Genomic DNA, 17354 nt, shown 5'->3' on the forward strand with positions numbered 1-17354 from the left:
ATATTTATTTAACGATTTTACTAGCTTTTTCATTTTAACTCTTTTTTGACACATTCGCCAAAGTGAGATGCACCCGATGAAACTCTACCCTAACCAACAATATCTACAGTCCCCAGTCCACAACTAACAGGCGCGGATCGTACTTGCGGAGCAATTCCACAAGTTTTTTCAAATCATCAATTGTAGTAGCACACACGCAGCCTTCACTACCCGGACTTATACCACTTTGAATCCAGTTCCAATCTGCATGAAAGCCGAAGGCATCTCGACAACCAATCTCATTTAGCCGACAACTTTCATAACGCTCTTTCGATTTAACAAGAGGTACCCATACAGGCCCGAGTCCATTTCCATTTATCGGGTGTGCAGCGTGGTAATTGTCTTTGCCACCTGCCCAATCGATATCCGAAATGTAGTAATTGTCTTGTGGAATAGGTGCCAGATTGCCCGGTTGACTTTCCGGATCGTCCCACATTAAAAAGTTCTGAGCCCTCGCTAAACCAGAAATAACTTTTAATGAATCAACAACTACATTCCCTTGAGGATTTACGAAGTCGAGTTTGCACAATTTAAGTCCTTCGTAGGCTTCTCCTCGCGTGCGTGTGAGACGGCAGTATACACCCCCATCTATTCCAGATGAATTGACAGATATCTCTTTGCGCGCGCGCTTGAGAGCATTCTCGATAGCCCTCCTCGTTTCTGGACCTACCTTTCCATCAACTCGGCTGAGAACTTCGCGGGTTTGAAAAAGCTTGACTGCACTATCAGTAATGTCAGTAAATTCGTTAGGTTGAGAACCCAAACGCAGAAATTTGAGTCCCGCTAGAGCGCAGTTGAGAATGTAACAATCTTCTCCAACAAGTCCTTTTTCTAGGGTACGATCGAACAGTAACGGTAGGGGAGCAGGTTTATAAGGCAATATTCGCTTCGGCGGTTGAGCCAAATCTGCTGGCTTTATCACAAAGCCTATTGCTATATCTAAACCTAAAAAACCATCGCGCTGAAATAAAGCTTCTTCGTCGTTTCGACGATTGATCAATCCCTGCAGAGGTCTTTTTGTACCATTATCTTCACCATGTACCCAACGATCGAACTCCTTGGCTGCTCCTTCATAATTGCCTTTGTTGAGCTCTCGCAATAGAGTTGACTCGCTGAATGCGCCTATGCCGATGTTGTAAGTGAAGGAAACCAAGGCATCAAACATACACTGTTTGAGTTTAAATTTGCACAATCGATCGACATCTTCTGCTTTTTCAGCAATCTCAATTTGCAACCATCGCTCTGCTTTTTCTCTGGTGATATTATCACCCGAGAAAATCGGTCTGTTGAGATCCAAATGTTCGATCGAGCCATAACCAATTGTCCAAATCCCAACAGGGTCTAGGTATGCTTGAATCCGTCCGTCAGGAAGCTCTTTATGGAGTCCTTCCCACTGTTTAATAAGTGCAAAGCATTCGTTAGAAGGTTTCATATTTCTCCTTGAGTTTCACAATTTTGAATTAGGTTTTACTTTGAAGTGAATTCATGGTAACTATCTCCAAAGTTGAGGGAATTAAACAAACACAATCTCAGGAATTTGCATCAATGCGTTTTCACCCCGTATGAGTTCTAGGGCTATCAGTCGGATAAGGGCGTGGTGTATGGTCGCCTATCCGATAAGCGAATGCCTTTTGACTGTTGATTACGATCGATCCTGCTATAAGCGTGGTAGAAGGACCCAAAACGAGAGCTGCAAACATGAGCGCAAGAAACCGTTTCATAAAATTTGTTCTCCTGGATGGGAAGTTTTTGAAGCTTTACAGGGAGTTAGAAATCTATTTTCAACCCCTTGTAATTCGCCTAGGTGATTGGTATCAGTGGCGATAATCTAATGAAACAGGAGTGCTGACTGAGTTCAAGACTGAGAATGACTGAGTTAGGCTGACTTTTGAGCGATTTCATCTACAATGTGACTAGATTAAAAATTTGATATGCCACGATCGCTCAAAGTTCGCCCGGATTGCATAGGATTGGTCAAGTCATCGGTTAGGCGCAACGGCTTTCTCAGCCAGCAAGCGCTAGCCGAGGAGCTGGGTTTAGCTCGTTCTACCGTTGTCAATTTTTTGACGGGAAAACCAGTCGATCGCGCAGTTTTTGAAGAAATCTGTCGGAGGCTATCCGTAGACAGTCAAGCGATCGCCGAGATGGATTTTGATGCTTCAGCAACCGTTAGCCCGCAGCCAAGTAGAGATGCTGTTAAAAGATCTAGAGACTTAAGAGGTGCGCCCGATATCTCCGTTTTCTTCGGCAGAGAACGGGAGTTAGAAACGCTAACACAGTGGGTACTTCAGGAAGAGTGCAAGCTAGTTGCGGTGTTTGGGGTGGGAGGAATTGGCAAGACAACTTTGTCCGTCAAATTAACCAGCCAGATCGAAGAAAGCTTCGATCTCGTAATCTGGCGATCGCTGCGAAATGCCCCGCCCTTAGACGATCTCCTGGTCGATTTGATTCAGTTTCTCAGTCCCACCCCAATTGCTAAATTACCTGAAACATTGGACGGGCAAATTTTAAATCTACTCGACTGCTTGCAGCAGCGGTGTTTATTAGTTCTAGACAACTGCGAGACAATCCTTCTTGAAGGAACTCAAGCAGGAGAGTATAGAAGTGGGTATGAAAGCTACGGATCGCTACTGAAATGTATTGGAGAAACACAGCATCAAAGTTGTATGGTTCTGACTAGCCGAGAAAAGCCTGCTGAGTTAGTTCAGCTAGAAGGACCCAAATCTCCCGTGCGATCGCTGCGGCTTAACGGTTTAAGTCAAGTAGAAGGATATAGAGTTTTTGAAGTCAAAGGCTACTCTGGTTCAGCAGCCGAATTAAGTCCCCTGATTGGACGGTACGGAGGCAATCCATTGGCACTGAACGTTATTGCCACAACCCTTCAGGAATTTTTTGATGGCAATGTTGCTGAATTACTCAGACAAGAAATCCTTCTCTTTGGAGATATCTGGAAACTGTTGAGCGAACAGTTCGATCGCTTGACCGATTTAGAAAAACAGATCGTGTATTGGTTGGCGGTTGAACGCGATTGGACACCGCTAGGCGATCTGCGCGAAAACCTTTTCCCGACAGCGATCGCCCGAGAGCTACTGGAAGCACTAGATTCACTGCAACGTCGTTCTCTAATTGAAAAACGATCGGGCTATTTCACCCTGCAACCCGTAGTGATGGAATATGTCACGAATCAACTGCTAGAACGAGTTTTTCAAGAAATTAAAACAGGTCGGTTATCACTGCTTAATAAAGTTGCTTTAATCAAAGCTCAGGCAAAGGATTTTATCAGAGAATCGCAAACACGATTGATTCTTGACCCCCTCATTAAAGAACTACAAAAACATTTCCGAACCGAAGCATCTCTGCGCCAGCGATTGGATACTTTGTTACAAGTGGTACGGCGCGAAGAAGAACTGAAACTCGGCTACGCAGCAGGGAATTTGCTCAATCTCTATCGTTCTCTCAACTTGAACCTTTCGGGATATGACTTTTCTAACTTAGTGATTCGCCAAGCTTTTCTGCAAGAAATTGAGTTGCACGATGTCAACTTTTCGCACTCTGAGTTCATCGATTCGCCATTTAATCAAACCTTCGGAGGCATCCTTTCCATCCAGTTCAGCCCAGACGGGCAAACATTAGCTACAAGCAGCACGAATTGCGAAATTCAAATATGGCAAGTCACAGATAGGCAGCATCTTCTGACATTGCAAGGTCACACAAACTGGGTGCGAAATATTGCGTTCGATCAAACAGGTGAACTACTCGCTAGCGCCAGCGATGATGGCACCGTGAAAATTTGGGATTTACAAAAAGGAATCTGTCAGCGTACTCTTCGCGGACATGGCGATAGCGCCTACGGCGTTACGTTTAGTGCTGACGGACAAGTTATTGCTAGCAGCAGCGCAGATTGCTCCATTCGATTGTGGAATGTTACTGATGGAACCTATCTGGGCATTTTGGAAGGACATGGTGCCCCTGTCATCGCTGCTAATTTCAGTCCCTGCGGCAGTCTTATCGCCAGTGGAAGTTTTGACAAAACGATTCGCATTTGGGATTTTAAAACAGGGCAACGTTTGCATATTCTAACCGAACATACCAACTGCGTAACGGGCTTAAACTTTAGCCCTGACGGACTGTGGTTAGCCAGCCCGAGTTTCGATCGCACCATCCGGATCTGGCGCGTTTCCGATTGGCAATGCGTCAGAGTTTTAGAGGGGCATACGAATTGGGTTTGGGGGATAAATTGGAGTCCTGACGGACAATTACTTGTAAGCTTTAGTGCAGACTGTACTGCAAAAATTTGGGATGTTACTGTGGGTGAGTGCTTGCGTTCTTTAGGCGGGCATCAGATCCAGGTATGGAGGGCGGTCTTTAGTCCCGATGGAGAAACCATAGCTACGGGCAGCGAGGATCAGACGATCGCATTTTGGGAGATTAAAACTGGGCATCGATTAACAACAATAACAGGGTACTCCAATTGGGTACGACCTTTGTCCCTCAGTGCAGACGGTCAGTTTTTTGCTACTGGACATAAGGATAAAACATTGCGGATTTGGAATTGTGTCGATCGCCAATGCTTGCAGGAATTGAAAGCCCATGCAACCGGCATTGCATCGCTAGCTTTTCATGCCAATAACGAGTTACTCGCCAGTGGCGGACAGGATGCGATTGTTAAAGTTTGGAACTGGCGGCAGCAGAAATGTGTAGCTGTCTTGAAAGGGCATCGAGATGAAGTCTGGGGACTGGCGTTCAGTCCGGGTGGAGAAATTCTCGCTAGCAGCAGCTTCGATCGAACCATTAAACTGTGGCGATGGCACGATCGAACTTGTTTTGCTACTTTAACCGGGCATCGCGATCGCATCCCTGCACTTGCTTTTCATCCCAGCGGCAGCACGCTTGCCAGCGGCAGTGATGACTCTACAATTAAGTTTTGGAATGTTTCCACAGGAGAATGCTGCGCCACCCTAACGGGACATAACGGACGAGTGGGAACGCTTTCCTTTAACCCCAAAGGCGATCGACTCGTTAGCGCTAGCCTAGATCGAACGCTAAAAATTTGGGATGTTCAAACCGGAATATGCCTTCAAACCCTGCAAGGACATCAAGGATGGGTTTTTAGTGCGGTGTTTTTCTCTGACAATCAAACCGTTGCCAGTGCTAGTTCCGATCGATCCCTTAAAGTTTGGAACAGTCAAACAGGAGAATGCTTGAAGACTTTAGAAGGGCATACCAATTGGGTCTGGACTGCTGCAGTTAGTCCTGACGGTCGCCAATTAATTAGTACCAGTGAAGATGAATCCATCCGGATTTGGGATTTGCCAACTGAAACTTGTTTGGCAGTGCTAAAACCCAAACGTCCCTATGAAGGAATGCAAATCGCTGCAATCGGGGGCTTGACTTTAGCACAGGAAGCAAACTTGAGAGAACTCGGAGCAATATGAAGCCACAACAAGCACGATTCATTGGCGAACCTTGTAGGAAAAACTTTATACCTCGATCTGCAATTAAAGCTAATCGAGATGAAATTACAGATTTGGCGTTGTTCGTTCGAGAGTATGTCAAGAACGATCGAGAAGATTGGGAACTCGCTGCTGAGGGAGATGCAGTTAAACTACCTGCGGGATTGCACGGTTATGTTTTTGTTGTGGGTGCTTTGTTTCAAGCTGACGATCGACCTCAAGAAGATGGTACAGCAGTATTCACGGGCGATGGCATGATGTATCGTTTGGGCTTTGAGCGCGATCGAGCAATTCTCAAAACCCGAATTGCCAAAACGCCCTGCTACTACGCCGATCTTGCCCTTACTCCAGCCAGCGATCGCGCCCTCTGGCAGCCTGAAACTGCATTTTCCAAAAAATATAGTCTCTGGTCTTACTTTGCAGCTTTTCGGAATGGAGGACCCAGCCGGTTTAGCTTCCTTTTGGGAGGTAGGAATCAACTCAATACGGCGTTTCTGCGAGTTGGCGATCGCTTAATTGTCACGATCGATGCAGGTCGTCCCTATGAAATCGATCCTGATTCGTTAGAACTGATTGCCCCCATTGGATCGACCGATCGGTGGATAGGCATCTTGCCAATTGTTTCTCAACTTATTTCTTCAGTATTTCGCAGCTATCCGTTTGACGTATACATTAATTCCGCCCATCCTGTTGTTGACTTCACCCAAACAGATAAAACCGCAGAACCTGAAGTTGGTATCTTTACGACTAACTACTCAACAGGATACAACGGGCTATATCGAAAACCCATTAATTGGATATTTGACCAACTCAATCGATTTCTTAAAAGTGGAGTGAATGCTAACGAACAGTTCGGACGATTCACTGACTTAATTTACTACCGCTTTCCGAGTGAAGGCTCGAAGTCAGATGATGAAGTAGATTTATATAACGATCGATCTGGAAAATCTCAAGAACCCAGATTCAAGCGCTGGCGTTTAGTTCTTGCAGATGGTCCGCAAAAAGGTCAACCTGCGATCGTCGAACAGTCTCTGCATCAAATTGCCATTACAGAACGCTTCATTATCCTTGCTGATATTGCATTCAAGATGGAGTTTTCTCAAATTTTTTCACCTTTCTTTTTGGGATTCCTAAAAAAATATTTTTTCCGACAATTATGGGCGCTAGGCGCAGGTCTTCGCGCAAAATTTCTCCGAGATATTCTGCCTTTACCTCAAGGAATTTTGTATGTTGTCAAGCGGGAAGATTTAGACAGTTCTCCCTATTTTGTTTGTGGGGATAAAAGCGCAGATGAACAAGAGGAAAATCAGCCACCTTCACCTCTACCTGCAAAGCAAATCATTTTGCCCTACGAGATTTCCCATTTTGCTGCTGATTACAGCAATCCCGATGGAAAAATTACCCTTCATGTCGGACATCCTAACGGTTGGGATGTAACTCAGTGGATTACAAAATACGATCTTTCCGTTCCAGGAAAACCCTGTTTTCGCTCCGATTTAGAAGGAATACAGGTTGGTACGACCGACCTGGGAGCCTTAGCAAAGTATGTCATTGATGGCGACAACGGTGAAATTGAAACAATGCAAGTTCTTCGGGATACTGAAGCAACGTGGTCTCCTTCAATTTATACCCATAGCGAACTTTGCCGGGATGATATTAATAACTCAGAAACGCAAGTTAAAAACATCTACTGGATTACTTGGGGATTCAGTTGGGAGTTAGTTCCACAGCAAATTTATGATGCTTATAAATCAAGAGAATATAGAGCGATTCCGATCGAGAATCTTCCTAATCGAGATAAGCCCCTGACTTTACTGCGAATCGATACTAAAACAATGAGTATTGCAGATGCCTTCCAGTTTCCATCAGGATATTTTGCCTCCTCACCTCAATTCGTTCCTAGTTCTGAACCATTAAACGGGAACGATCCATCCACACACGGCTTCATCGTTTGTACTGTTCTATCCGACGATCCAAATAACGAGACCAAAGCTTGTGATGAATTTTGGGTATTTCATGCCGACAGCTTTCAAAAACCCATTTATCGTTTAAGTGCTCCCCCCGATCGAAAGCCACTCAACTTGGCACTAACGCTACATACAACCTGGATGAAGGATATTCGTAGCGATCGCCAACGAGAACGGTATGCCGATCGCAGCGTTCGCCAACATCTACGCAGAAAATCCGTTCGCAAAGACTACGAATCTCGTTTGGAGAAAGCTAACAGCATTGTTTTTGAGTTATTCAACGACATTGTTTATGATTATTTTGTTGAGCAAATTGAAGAACTAAAGGCAACAGAGCTTTTGCAACAAAAAGACTATAAGATTAACCCTTTATCGAGCGTCCAGGATATTATATCAAATCCGGTGTCACCGGAATGATCAAACCCCAGAGCGTACTGAGTCTCCAGAAGAGAAAGATGAATCATTTCGATACTAACGGATTTGATATGATATAATTGCTAATTGCGATGACCGCGTTAAGTAATTACGATGCAACCGGATTAGATGAGCTTGCCCTCAACTTTTAATAAATTCCCGGAATTAATTTTTTGACTCGTTGGCGGTATTCAGAATACTCGGAATATTTTTCACTAAGCCAAGCTTCTTCGCGACGGGCTTTGATGTCGAAAAAAATCAGTAAAATTGCAGTAGCTATTAAGTGCGATAGGCTAAGTTGAAAAATTGTCCAAGCGAAAGCTGCTAAAATTAACCCGCCGTACAACGGATGCCGTACTATTCCGTAAATGCCTGTTTGGATTAATTCTCCATCTTCTCTGGGATAGGGTAAAGGTGTGAGGTTTTTTCCCAAATCTCTCAGCCCTTTGACAATTAAAATTAATGCGCCTAAACCGAGAATAGTTGCTATAATCCAGCTCAGATAAATTAGTTGAGTTGATGTGATTTTGAATCCCGGCGGTTGATAAACTGGCAAGATTGTAAATGCTGTGAGCAATCCTCCTTGCAGCAAAACTAAATATTCGCCGCGGCTGTTTTTGCGCCAGCCTTCGCGCGTGAAACCCCAGTCTGTTAAAATTTTCATAATTGAAGGAAGAAGGAAGTTCGGCAACGGATTCGCTCCACGGATGTAACGGATGTCAGTCCGATGTCCGTCGGAAGAAGGGAGAAGGAAGAGGAAAGAGGGGAGAGGGCAGAAGGAAGAGGGGAGAAGAAAGTGAACTGTAGGTTGGGTAGACTGAAGTAAAACCCAACCTACGGCGAACAGCCAACAGCGAACAGTCAACATTCAACAGTCAACAATTAACAAATTTATTCCCGCCAAGGACGTGTCATTAGTTCTAATTGATTGACTTCATCTTGGCTCAAATTCCAACCTAAAGCGCCTGCGTTTTCTTGGGCTTGTTTGGCGGTTTTGGCGCCGGGAATGGGGATGACTCCGTTTTGGCATATCAACCAGTTTAGGGCAACTTGGGCGGGCGTGCGATCGCGCTTTCTGCCCATTTTCCGCAGGGTAGACATGACTAATTCAATTTTTTCGATGCCGCTTTTGCTGAAGCGGGAGTCCATTTTGCGGGCTCCTGTAGGTGGTTCTTGGGCTGTGTATTTGCCGGTAAGCAATCCTTGGGCTAAGGGGCTGTAAGCTAAAATTGTGACGCCCAATTCGCGCGCTGCACTCACAATTCCTTGTTTTTCTACTTGCCGCGACAGCAAGGAGTACCGGACTTGATTTGTTGCTAGGGGAACGCCTCTTGCTGCTAGTATTTTGTGGGCTTGGCGCATCTGTTCTACTGAATAGTTGCTGACTCCTACTGCTTGAATTCTGCCTTGTTTGACTTCATCGGCTAAGGCGTTCATCAGGGTTTCTTGACTGAGTAAAAAAGTGAAGGGCCAGTGCACTTGGTAGAGGGCTATTTGTTCTACTTGCAAGCGTTTTAAGCTGGCACTCAAGGCTTCGGAAACAGATTTTCCTGTAATCCGCCAAGGTACGGGGCCGAATTTGGTGGCTATTTGCACGGGCTGGGTGGTTTTTTTGATAAACTGCCCCAGCAATTCTTCTGACAAGCCGTTACCGTAGACTTCGGCTGTGTCGAAGAAGTTGACTCCGCTGTCTAGGGATGTTTTGAATGCTGCTTCGACTTCGGCGGCGCCGTAGTTGCTGCCGTAGTTCCAAAATAGTTTGTCGCCCCAAGCCCAAGTTCCGACGCACAGGGGAATGACGGCTGGGCCGTTTTGTCCTAGGGTAATGGTTGTCACGGTTGGTAAATCCACAATTCTTTATTCTCTATTATTTTTCTATAAATAGTCGCGATCGAGCTTCTAGCCGAGGGAGGAAAGGCGGCGGGTGGCGATATCTCAGTTACTATAAATGCAAATGATGTGTTTATTTGAGTAGTTATGTCGATCGACCGTTTGCCAGATTCAAGATTAACAGATTCCGCGACTCCTGCTATCAAGAGAGTTACCCTGCTGACTATGTTCCGGTTGGGTTTGTTTCAGATGGGATTGGGCATGATGTCGATTTTGACCCTGGGGGTGCTCAATCGCGTCATGATTAAAGAGTTGGCGATTCCCGCTACTGTGGTGGCTGGTACGCTGGCTATGCACCAGTTTGTGGCGCCGGCTAGGGTGTGGTTCGGGCAAATGTCTGATGCTAAGCCTTTGTTTGGCCATCACCGCACGGGTTATGTGTGGATGGGCGGGGTTTTGTTTGTGATTTCTGCTTTTTTGGCGGTGCAGGTGATGTGGCGCTTGGGTAGCAGTTTGGAGGCTGTGGGGTGGACTACTCCTACTTACGGTTGGGTGGGTTTGTTGGGTTTGATTTTTGCGCTTTACGGTATTGCTATTTGTTCGAGTTCGACTCCTTTTGCTGCTTTGTTGGTGGATGTTTCCGATGAGGAGGATCGATCGAAGTTGGTGGGTGTGGTGTGGTCGATGCTGATGGTTGGTATTATTATCGGGGCGATTGTTAGCAGCGGTTTGCTGAAGCAAATTGATGGGGATGTGCCACGGGAAGTGTTGCAGGCTTCGATTAATGGTTTGTTTGTGAAGGTGCCGGCGCTGGTTTTGCTGTTGGTGGGGATTGCGACATTTGGGGTTGAGAAAAAGTATTCGCGGTACGGGGTGCGATCGATCGCAGTGAATCGAGAAGATAAAATTACTCTGGGAAGTGCGCTGCGGATTTTGACTGCTAGCCGCCAAACCGGTTTGTTTTTTACTTTCCTGCTGATTATGACAATTTGTTTGTTTATGCAGGATGCGGTTTTGGAACCTTACGGCGGGGAAATTTTTAAGATGTCGATTTCGGAAACTACGCGGTTGAATGCGATTTACGGTACTGGTACTCTGATCGGTTTGGGTACTACTGGTTTTTTTATTGTGCCCCGAATTGGCAAGCAAAATACGATTAGGTTGGGCTGTTTGTCGGTGGCGACTTGTTTAGGTTTGATTATTTTATCGGGATTCACAGGAAATCCAATTGTGTTTAAATCGGCTTTAATGTTGTTTGGTTTAGCTTCGGGTATTACGACGACTGGTGCGCTGAGTTTGATGTTGGATTTGACTGCTGCGGAAACTGCTGGGACTTTTATTGGTGCTTGGGGTTTGTCGCAGGCGATGGCGCGGGGTGTGGCGACGATTAGTGGCGGTGCTATTTTGGATTTGGGCAGAAATTTGTTTGGGGTGCCGATGTTGGCTTATGGGTTGGTGTTTGCTGTGCCTGCGGTGGGTATGATTCTGGCTGTTTGGCTGTTGGGTAGGGTGGATGTTCGGGAGTTTCAGGATAATGCTAAAAGTGCGATCGCCACTATTCTTGAAAATGAATTAGACTGAGGTTTTGTCAGTTGGCAGGTGTCAGTCGTCAGTTGGGCTGTGGCAGTTGTTAGTTCCAATATTCAATAACCAATAACTAATAACCAATCACTAATGACTAATTTTTGGGATTCTATTTTAAGTTTTGCACGGGTTACTGTCGAGAGAGTCGGACAGCAGTTGTTGCAAGATTTCGGTTCCGCGCAAGCGGATGAAAAGGATGACGGCAGTTTGGTTACGAAATCCGATAATTGGGCGGATGCAGAGATTAGAAGTGCGATCGCATCTGCTTTTCCTAGTCACGGGATTTTAAGTGAGGAGGGCGAACACGTTTTCCCCGATACTGAATGGTGTTGGGTTGTTGATCCTTTGGATGCAACAACTAATTTTGCTAGGGGAATTCCGATTTGGGGTATTTCTTTGGGTTTGTTGTATCGTGGAACTCCGGTTTTTGGCTACGTGCATTTGCCGCCAATTAATCAGTCTTTTTACGGTTTTTTTGCACCTGATTTTGCGGGCGGCGTGTTTGACAATATGCCTCAAGGTGCGTTTTTAAACGGGCAGCAAATTCGGCCGACTGCTGATAAAATGAGTGGCAATCATTTTTTTAATTTGTGTTCGCGGAGTGTGGGAATCGGGCCTCATCTTCCGAGTAAAGTTCGGATGTTGGGCATGGCTAGTTACAATTTTTTGACCGTGGCTTCGGGTGTGGCTATGGGAGGGGTGGAAGCGACTCCAAAAGTTTGGGATATTGCGGGGAGTTGGGTAATTGTGAAGGCTGCGGGTGCGGTTTGGTTGCCTCTGGAATCCCAGGGGATTTTTCCGCTGGAAGTGGGGAAGAATTACGGCAGGATTTCTTATCCGACTTTGGTGATGAACCGGCAGGAGTTGGTATCGGTGTTTTTGCCGTTTGTGGAGGCTTGGAAGAAGAAAAAAATGGGGTAATTTAGGTGAATCGAAGCTATCACGTAGGAAATCGAACAATTATTAAATAAAACTGCAAGGCAGGCGTAACGGAGGAGTCTCCCACGCCTGCCGTGCTGTTTGGAAGAAATATACCGACCGATGACCGATGGTTTAAGTATGTCTACTCTTGTCTATTTCTGCCAATCTGCGATCGGGTGGTTTTATTTTACGTCGATCGGGTGATGCGGTGCTGGTACAATTTGTGGTAAGTTTTCCACTCCCTATTATCTGTAGGAAATAAAATTATACCGGTTTTCAAGTAGAGCCACAAGGGTAAATAGATTGACTGCGGTGTTGGAAAAAGTAGATGAGTTGTATAGTGGCTAGGTCGAAGAGTTATCCTGTGGGAAGATACAAGAATAAACCTTGGAAGAAACTCGGAAAAGTCTGCGGTTTGCGATCGCACTTGATGCAGCCAGCGAAATAACAGATACTAGGATAGGGACACAACATTGCTGTGTCCCTACTGCCAAATGAATTTATTGCTTCAGGCGATTAATTTCGACAGCACATTAGACAACTTAGCACCTAGATTCTCAACAGCGTCCTGCTGTTTGGGATCTTTCATCGTACCGTCAGCATTAAATGCTTCAAAAGCTTGGGGAATTGCTTTCTGATCCGGGAGTACCAATACGTTAATATTCCCCAAGATCGATCGCAAATGAACCAATCCCCGCAAACCGCCCATTCCCCCTGGGGAAGCACTCATAATTACCGCTACTTTGCCAGTAAATGCCACCAATCCCGGTTCACCCGGTGCTGGGCGCGATACCCAATCGATCGCATTTTTCAACACAGGCGTAATTGAACTGTTATACTCAGGGGAAGCTATCAAAAACCCGTCATGCGCTACCATCAATTCCTTCAATTTACCGGCGTTTTCTGGCATTCCCTCTCTTGCTTCCAAATCTTCGTCAAATAGCGGCATCGGCAAATCGCGCAAATCTACATAAGTAACTTCTGCGCCCGCCGCAGTAGCCCCAGCCGCCGCAACTTTTACCAGCAGTTTGTTATATGATCCTTCACGGGTACTTCCGGCAAATGCAAGTATTTTTGGTCTGTTTGTCATTGATTTTTTCCTAATTATTGCTTCCGCGTATAATTGTACTATTCAGAGTGATTCCAAACAAAGTCAGCAATGGGTCTATCTGCCGACAAAACAGGATTGTCACTGGAATTCAGTAAAACCGATCGCATTTTTACATTCCCGACACCCAAACGCCTCTCGACGCGACTGGGAATGCCGTAACCGTAAATAATGTGTCCTTTCCCCGCCAACACCACAACTTGATAGTCGGGGTTTGCTTTGACAAATTCAGCTATTTTTTCCGCCATAGTTTCGTCCCACAAAACTTGGGCTTGCAAAAATCTTTCAAAAGCCGTACTATTTCCCTGTCCTGCCTTTTGGTGTTGCTGGAAAACTTCTAGCAGCAGTTGCCGATATTCGGCGTTGTCGGTGCGAATTTCGGATATTGGCGGAATGTGCTTTTTTTCCTCGGCTGTGAGGCTTTCTAAACCTTGACTGGCAACTTTTCTCGTTACTTCGGATGGTGTATTTAAGGCGAGGACAGGTAGTTGATTTTCTTTGGCAAACCGCAAAATGGGGGCGTAAGATTCCCAGGGAAAGCGCCATCTGCGATCGTACTCTGTTTGCTCGACTAATTGCTGTTCAGTCAGTTTACCTGCTAAGTAATTGTCGATCGCACTTTGAAAGGGACGCTGAAACATTTCCATCGCGATCGCAATTTTCCGATTTTGCCGCTGCATTTCTCGGATAATCCCCAGTTGAGCTTGGTGGTCTTCTGCGCTATCGTGGGTTTCTCCCAGATACACGACTTTTGCCTTTACCAACTGTTGTAGAATCTCTTGGTTCGTGTAAGTTTGCCCAGGTTGAGGGTTCGCCGTGGTTTGCGCTGTCACTGCACTGCTGCACAGTAGAAAGATACTCAGCGATAAGGCGCACAGCTTGATGAGTTTGGTTGTTTTCATACAAATATTATGTCGTTTCTCGCAGCAGCAAGCACAGCCGAACTCTACTATTTTAGCTGAGCAGCTAGAAAGCTCAATGCTTAATTTAAGTTCATAATTATCCGTGGTTACTTCTAAAAATGTAAAGTTTAGTTGCAGGTACTTGCGCTTCTAGAATAAGGTGCTAAATTAATAATATGAAGCGAACAAAAAGCTTCTCTGACAGATACAACCTCTAGATACCACAGCGAAGTTCACAATAGAATCTAAGGAGTAAAAACGCTGTTTAATCTCACATCTGTCTCATCAAAAACCAATAGCAGCACCCACCAACAAAGCTGATACTTCCTCAACTAATTAGAGGGGAGCAATGCAACTGAATCCGAGGATTATTGCAACTCCACATCGAAGTTGAAAAAAGAGGAAATCACTCGGTACATATGGCTGGGTGCTGTTGTTGTTAAAGTTGTTGTTAAAAAAGATTTTCGGTTTGTGATGTTTTTTTTTCAGTAGAGGCAGAGCCTCTAGATATGCGTTACCGGGCAGAGCCAGGTAACGAGCATAAAAGGAGAAAAACTAGAAAATTATATTATCTCCCGTCGATTACCCCTAATACGGTAGGGGCGGGTTCACGAAAAATATCGGTCAATAATTGACAATCTCAAAAACCCGCCCTTTTAATCGCTCGATAGGACATGATATTACTGGAAAATTGTCTCGTCTTCCTTCCGCCACGCGGGATCGACGATACAAATAAATATTAGCGGCTCTGTGCCACAGTTGTAAATAAACTGCTTGGCGTTTGGGGGAATGTAAACTGCATCTCCGGCTTCCACGAATTGATTTTCGTCGTCGATGTGCATTTCTCCAACGCCACTGAGGATGTAATAAACTTCAGAAGTTGTCAGGGAGTGCAGCGCAGAAGTTTGTCCCGGTGGCAAAGCGGCGTGGGCTAAACTGTAACGCAAATCCACAGCTTGTTTGTCTGGATGCAGCAATTCTCGCAGTTGAGTACCGTCGCCAGCAATAAACTCATCGCAGGCATTTAGCTTTTGAATTAGCATTTTTTCCCCTCTCCTGAAAATCTCTTTACCACAACTTAAGTTTAATTGAAAGACCCAGAGATGTTAAGAAATATGTAAAGCGGCGGTCGGATTTTTTAACCGTAAATTCCCGAATGCCCTCGATAATCAGGACAGTCGATCGCATCTTCAGATAAAGCTATAGTAGGCTGAACGGGACACTTGAGGTGGTAGTCGCCGGTGAAAAATACGCAGTTAGCACAAGGGATTTGGTGCATCCGCTGAGCTCGACGCAGGGAGTCGGAGACAGTACGCCCGATACTCGAACACAGCAAAAAAACTAAACCCCAGGCGGACACAAAACACAGCGGCACTAAAATAGGCTGTATTGCCTTAAGCAAAAAGTAAAGCATAGCAAGAAAATTCAGCGGTATAAGCCACACATACATTACAGTAGTGGAATTGCCGATCGATCGACCAAAAAGTTTAGAATCCTTTACAGCTCGATCGAGAAACCGGGCAATTATGGCATGATAAGGAACAGTCCTTAAATAAAATTAGAGGAAATCAGTTATGACTCTGCGATTAGGCGATACAGTTCCCAACTTTACCCAAGCTTCCTCTGAAGGCGAAATCAATTTCTACGACTGGGCTGGCGATAGCTGGGTCGTGTTGTTTTCTCACCCGAAAGACTATACTCCAGTGTGCACCACAGAACTCGGTGCAGTGGCCCGTCTAAAGTCGGAATTTGAAAAGCGGGGCGTCAAAACCATTGCCCTCAGCGTCGATGATGTGGATTCTCACATGGGCTGGATTAAAGATATTGAGGAAACTCAAAAAGTCACCCTCAACTATCCGATTTTAGCAGATGGCGATCGTAAAGTCTCCGACATTTACGATATGATCCATCCCAACTCGCTAAACAACTTAACAATCCGCACAGTTTTTGTTATTGACCCGGAAAAGAAATTGCGTTTGAGCATTACTTATCCGGCGAGTACGGGTCGCAATTTTAATGAAATTTTGCGAGTAATTGATTCCTTGCAACTTACCGACAAATACAGCGTTGCGACTCCGGTTGATTGGAAAGACGGCGACGATTGCGTAATCGTACCTTCGATTACCGACCCCGCAGAGTTGGCAGAGAAATTTCCTAAAGGCTACACCCCGATTAAGCCTTATTTGCGGATGACTCCTCAGCCGAATAAATAGGTTTAACATTCCTGGAAGCAGAACCTAATTATGTAGGGTGCCCGCGGAGCACCTTACCTCTATAATTCGCGCGTCATATCAAATCCGTTGACATCGGAATTATTATCTCTCTCTTCTCTTTCTCTGTGTCCTCTGTGCCCTCTGTGGTTTAATCATTCCGATACAACCGGAATTGATACCACACCAGCTTGTAGCTAGGACTTGAGTCCTTAATCCTGATTTTTGAGGACTCAAGTCCTCACTACAAAAAAATAAATTGTGCAATCTTGTCTGAACAATTTAGAGTGGAGGAAAGGCAAAATGGTGTCATCAACAATTGTGTTGCGAATGCCGCCCAAGTTGCAAATGACAGACGACGAGTTTTTCGAGTTCTGTCAAATCAATAGTGAGTTACGCATTGAACGCAACAAATCGGGAGAATTGGTAATTAGGCCCCCTACTGGTGGAACAACAGGAAATCGCAGCGGTAGCGTCTTTGGAGAGTTGTATATTTGGGCTCGGCAAGATGGAACCGGTATGTGTTTTGACTCCAGTACGGGATTTAAGCTTTCAATGGGTGACAAGTCTCCAGATGCCTCGTGGATTAAACTGGAACGGTGGAATGCTTTGTCACCAGAACAGCAAGATAAATTCCCACCTATTTGCCCGGATTTTGTAGTAGAACTCAGGTCTGCTTCTGATAATCTCAAGCCATTGCAAGAAAAAATGCAAGAATATATGAGAGAACCAGGAGTGCAGTTAGGCTGGTTAATTGACCGCAAAAATCGCAGAGTTTATATTTACCGTCCTGGTTTGCCAGAGGAATGTTTGGAGAATCCGGCTACAGTTAGCGGCGACCCCGTTTTGCCCGGATTCGTACTCAATATGAGCAAGATTTGGTAGAACTCCTAGCAATAAATATCAACTTATTGTAAAAATTAATC

Annotated in this window: 13 protein-coding genes; 6 read left to right on the plus strand and 7 right to left on the minus strand. The window is 45.2% G+C overall.

Translation table 11 applies throughout. The features are described 5' to 3' along the window. Nucleotides 1–103: 103 nt before the first annotated feature. Nucleotides 104–1471, minus strand: coding sequence for a glycoside hydrolase family protein (locus QUB44_RS20600; RefSeq protein WP_333370319.1), 1368 nt, complete (start codon nt 1469–1471; stop codon nt 104–106). Between the two features lie 499 nt (nt 1472–1970). On the opposite strand from QUB44_RS20600, the gene QUB44_RS20605 reads away from it, so the two are divergent. Further along, complete coding sequence (locus QUB44_RS20605) at nt 1971–5474, plus strand: WD40 domain-containing protein (RefSeq protein WP_333370321.1); 3504 nt, start codon at nt 1971–1973, stop codon at nt 5472–5474. Beyond that, the gene (locus QUB44_RS20610; RefSeq protein ID WP_333370323.1) at nt 5471–7876 is read left to right on the plus strand and encodes a carotenoid oxygenase family protein; all 2406 of its coding nucleotides are present in this window, start codon (nt 5471–5473) and stop codon (nt 7874–7876) included. The genes QUB44_RS20605 and QUB44_RS20610 overlap by 4 nt, the downstream gene beginning before the upstream one ends. 145 nt (nt 7877–8021) lie before the next feature. On the opposite strand, the gene QUB44_RS20615 is transcribed toward QUB44_RS20610, so the two are convergent. Both QUB44_RS20615 and QUB44_RS20620 read right to left on the minus strand, forming a co-directional pair. Beyond that, the gene (locus QUB44_RS20615) at nt 8022–8537 is read right to left on the minus strand and encodes an isoprenylcysteine carboxylmethyltransferase family protein (RefSeq protein WP_333370325.1); all 516 of its coding nucleotides are present in this window, start codon (nt 8535–8537) and stop codon (nt 8022–8024) included. Between the two features lie 227 nt (nt 8538–8764). After that, entirely contained in the window at nt 8765–9709 is a 945-nt protein-coding gene (locus tag QUB44_RS20620) for an aldo/keto reductase (protein ID WP_333370382.1), read from the minus strand. Nucleotides 9710–9850: 141 nt separating this feature from the next. Here QUB44_RS20620 and QUB44_RS20625 point away from each other — a divergent pair, with 141 nt between their 5' ends. Together QUB44_RS20625 and QUB44_RS20630 are read left to right on the plus strand one after the other, a co-directional pair. Further along, on the plus strand, nt 9851–11284 hold the full coding sequence (locus QUB44_RS20625) for a BCD family MFS transporter (RefSeq protein ID WP_333167563.1): 1434 nt from the start codon (nt 9851–9853) through the stop codon (nt 11282–11284). A 93-nt stretch (nt 11285–11377) separates the two neighbouring features. Beyond that, a complete protein-coding gene (locus QUB44_RS20630; RefSeq protein ID WP_333167565.1) occupies nt 11378–12208 on the plus strand; it encodes an inositol monophosphatase family protein in 831 nt (276 codons plus the stop codon). A gap of 508 nt (nt 12209–12716) precedes the next feature. Here the strand turns inward: QUB44_RS20630 and QUB44_RS20635 are convergent. The 4 genes from QUB44_RS20635 to QUB44_RS20650 all read right to left on the minus strand — a co-directional run bounded on the left by QUB44_RS20635 (nt 12717) and on the right by QUB44_RS20650 (nt 15632). Beyond that, a complete protein-coding gene (locus tag QUB44_RS20635; protein ID WP_333370327.1) occupies nt 12717–13298 on the minus strand; it encodes an NAD(P)H-dependent oxidoreductase in 582 nt (193 codons plus the stop codon). Between the two features lie 38 nt (nt 13299–13336). Further along, the gene (locus QUB44_RS20640) at nt 13337–14218 is read right to left on the minus strand and encodes a ChaN family lipoprotein (RefSeq protein WP_333370330.1); all 882 of its coding nucleotides are present in this window, start codon (nt 14216–14218) and stop codon (nt 13337–13339) included. A gap of 680 nt (nt 14219–14898) precedes the next feature. Continuing rightward, nucleotides 14899–15261 carry a cupin domain-containing protein gene (locus QUB44_RS20645; protein ID WP_333163759.1) on the minus strand — a complete coding sequence of 121 codons (363 nt, stop codon included), beginning with the start codon at nt 15259–15261 and terminating at the stop codon, nt 14899–14901. Nucleotides 15262–15356: 95 nt separating this feature from the next. Further along, on the minus strand, nt 15357–15632 hold the full coding sequence (locus tag QUB44_RS20650; RefSeq protein WP_333370332.1) for a hypothetical protein: 276 nt from the start codon (nt 15630–15632) through the stop codon (nt 15357–15359). A gap of 160 nt (nt 15633–15792) precedes the next feature. Between QUB44_RS20650 and QUB44_RS20655 the strand changes: the two genes are divergently transcribed. Together QUB44_RS20655 and QUB44_RS20660 are read left to right on the plus strand one after the other, a co-directional pair. Beyond that, complete coding sequence (locus tag QUB44_RS20655) at nt 15793–16431, plus strand: peroxiredoxin (RefSeq protein WP_333370334.1); 639 nt, start codon at nt 15793–15795, stop codon at nt 16429–16431. 300 nt (nt 16432–16731) lie between these two features. Continuing rightward, nucleotides 16732–17313, plus strand: a complete 582-nt coding sequence (locus QUB44_RS20660; protein ID WP_333370336.1) for a Uma2 family endonuclease — start codon at nt 16732–16734, stop codon at nt 17311–17313. Nucleotides 17314–17354 lie beyond the last annotated feature (41 nt).

It is taken from the genome of Microcoleus sp. AT3-D2 (assembly GCF_036705715.1).
Taxonomy (GTDB): Bacteria; Cyanobacteriota; Cyanobacteriia; order Cyanobacteriales; family Microcoleaceae; genus Microcoleus.

Excerpts from the sequence above, each read along its gene's own strand:
- QUB44_RS20600 (WP_333370319.1), bottom strand. The coding sequence starts at position 1,471 with ATGAAACCTTCTAACGAATGCTTTGCACTTATTAAACAGTGGGAAGGA.
- QUB44_RS20605 (WP_333370321.1), top strand. The coding sequence starts at position 1,971 with ATGCCACGATCGCTCAAAGTTCGCCCGGATTGCATAGGATTGGTCAAG.
- QUB44_RS20610 (WP_333370323.1), top strand. The coding sequence starts at position 5,471 with ATGAAGCCACAACAAGCACGATTCATTGGCGAACCTTGTAGGAAAAAC.
- QUB44_RS20615 (WP_333370325.1), bottom strand. The coding sequence starts at position 8,537 with ATGAAAATTTTAACAGACTGGGGTTTCACGCGCGAAGGCTGGCGCAAA.
- QUB44_RS20625 (WP_333167563.1), top strand. The coding sequence starts at position 9,851 with ATGTCGATCGACCGTTTGCCAGATTCAAGATTAACAGATTCCGCGACT.
- QUB44_RS20630 (WP_333167565.1), top strand. The coding sequence starts at position 11,378 with ATGACTAATTTTTGGGATTCTATTTTAAGTTTTGCACGGGTTACTGTC.
- QUB44_RS20635 (WP_333370327.1), bottom strand. The coding sequence starts at position 13,298 with ATGACAAACAGACCAAAAATACTTGCATTTGCCGGAAGTACCCGTGAA.
- QUB44_RS20640 (WP_333370330.1), bottom strand. The coding sequence starts at position 14,218 with ATGAAAACAACCAAACTCATCAAGCTGTGCGCCTTATCGCTGAGTATC.
- QUB44_RS20645 (WP_333163759.1), bottom strand. The coding sequence starts at position 15,261 with ATGCTAATTCAAAAGCTAAATGCCTGCGATGAGTTTATTGCTGGCGAC.
- QUB44_RS20650 (WP_333370332.1), bottom strand. The coding sequence starts at position 15,632 with ATGCTTTACTTTTTGCTTAAGGCAATACAGCCTATTTTAGTGCCGCTG.
- QUB44_RS20655 (WP_333370334.1), top strand. The coding sequence starts at position 15,793 with ATGACTCTGCGATTAGGCGATACAGTTCCCAACTTTACCCAAGCTTCC.
- QUB44_RS20660 (WP_333370336.1), top strand. The coding sequence starts at position 16,732 with ATGGTGTCATCAACAATTGTGTTGCGAATGCCGCCCAAGTTGCAAATG.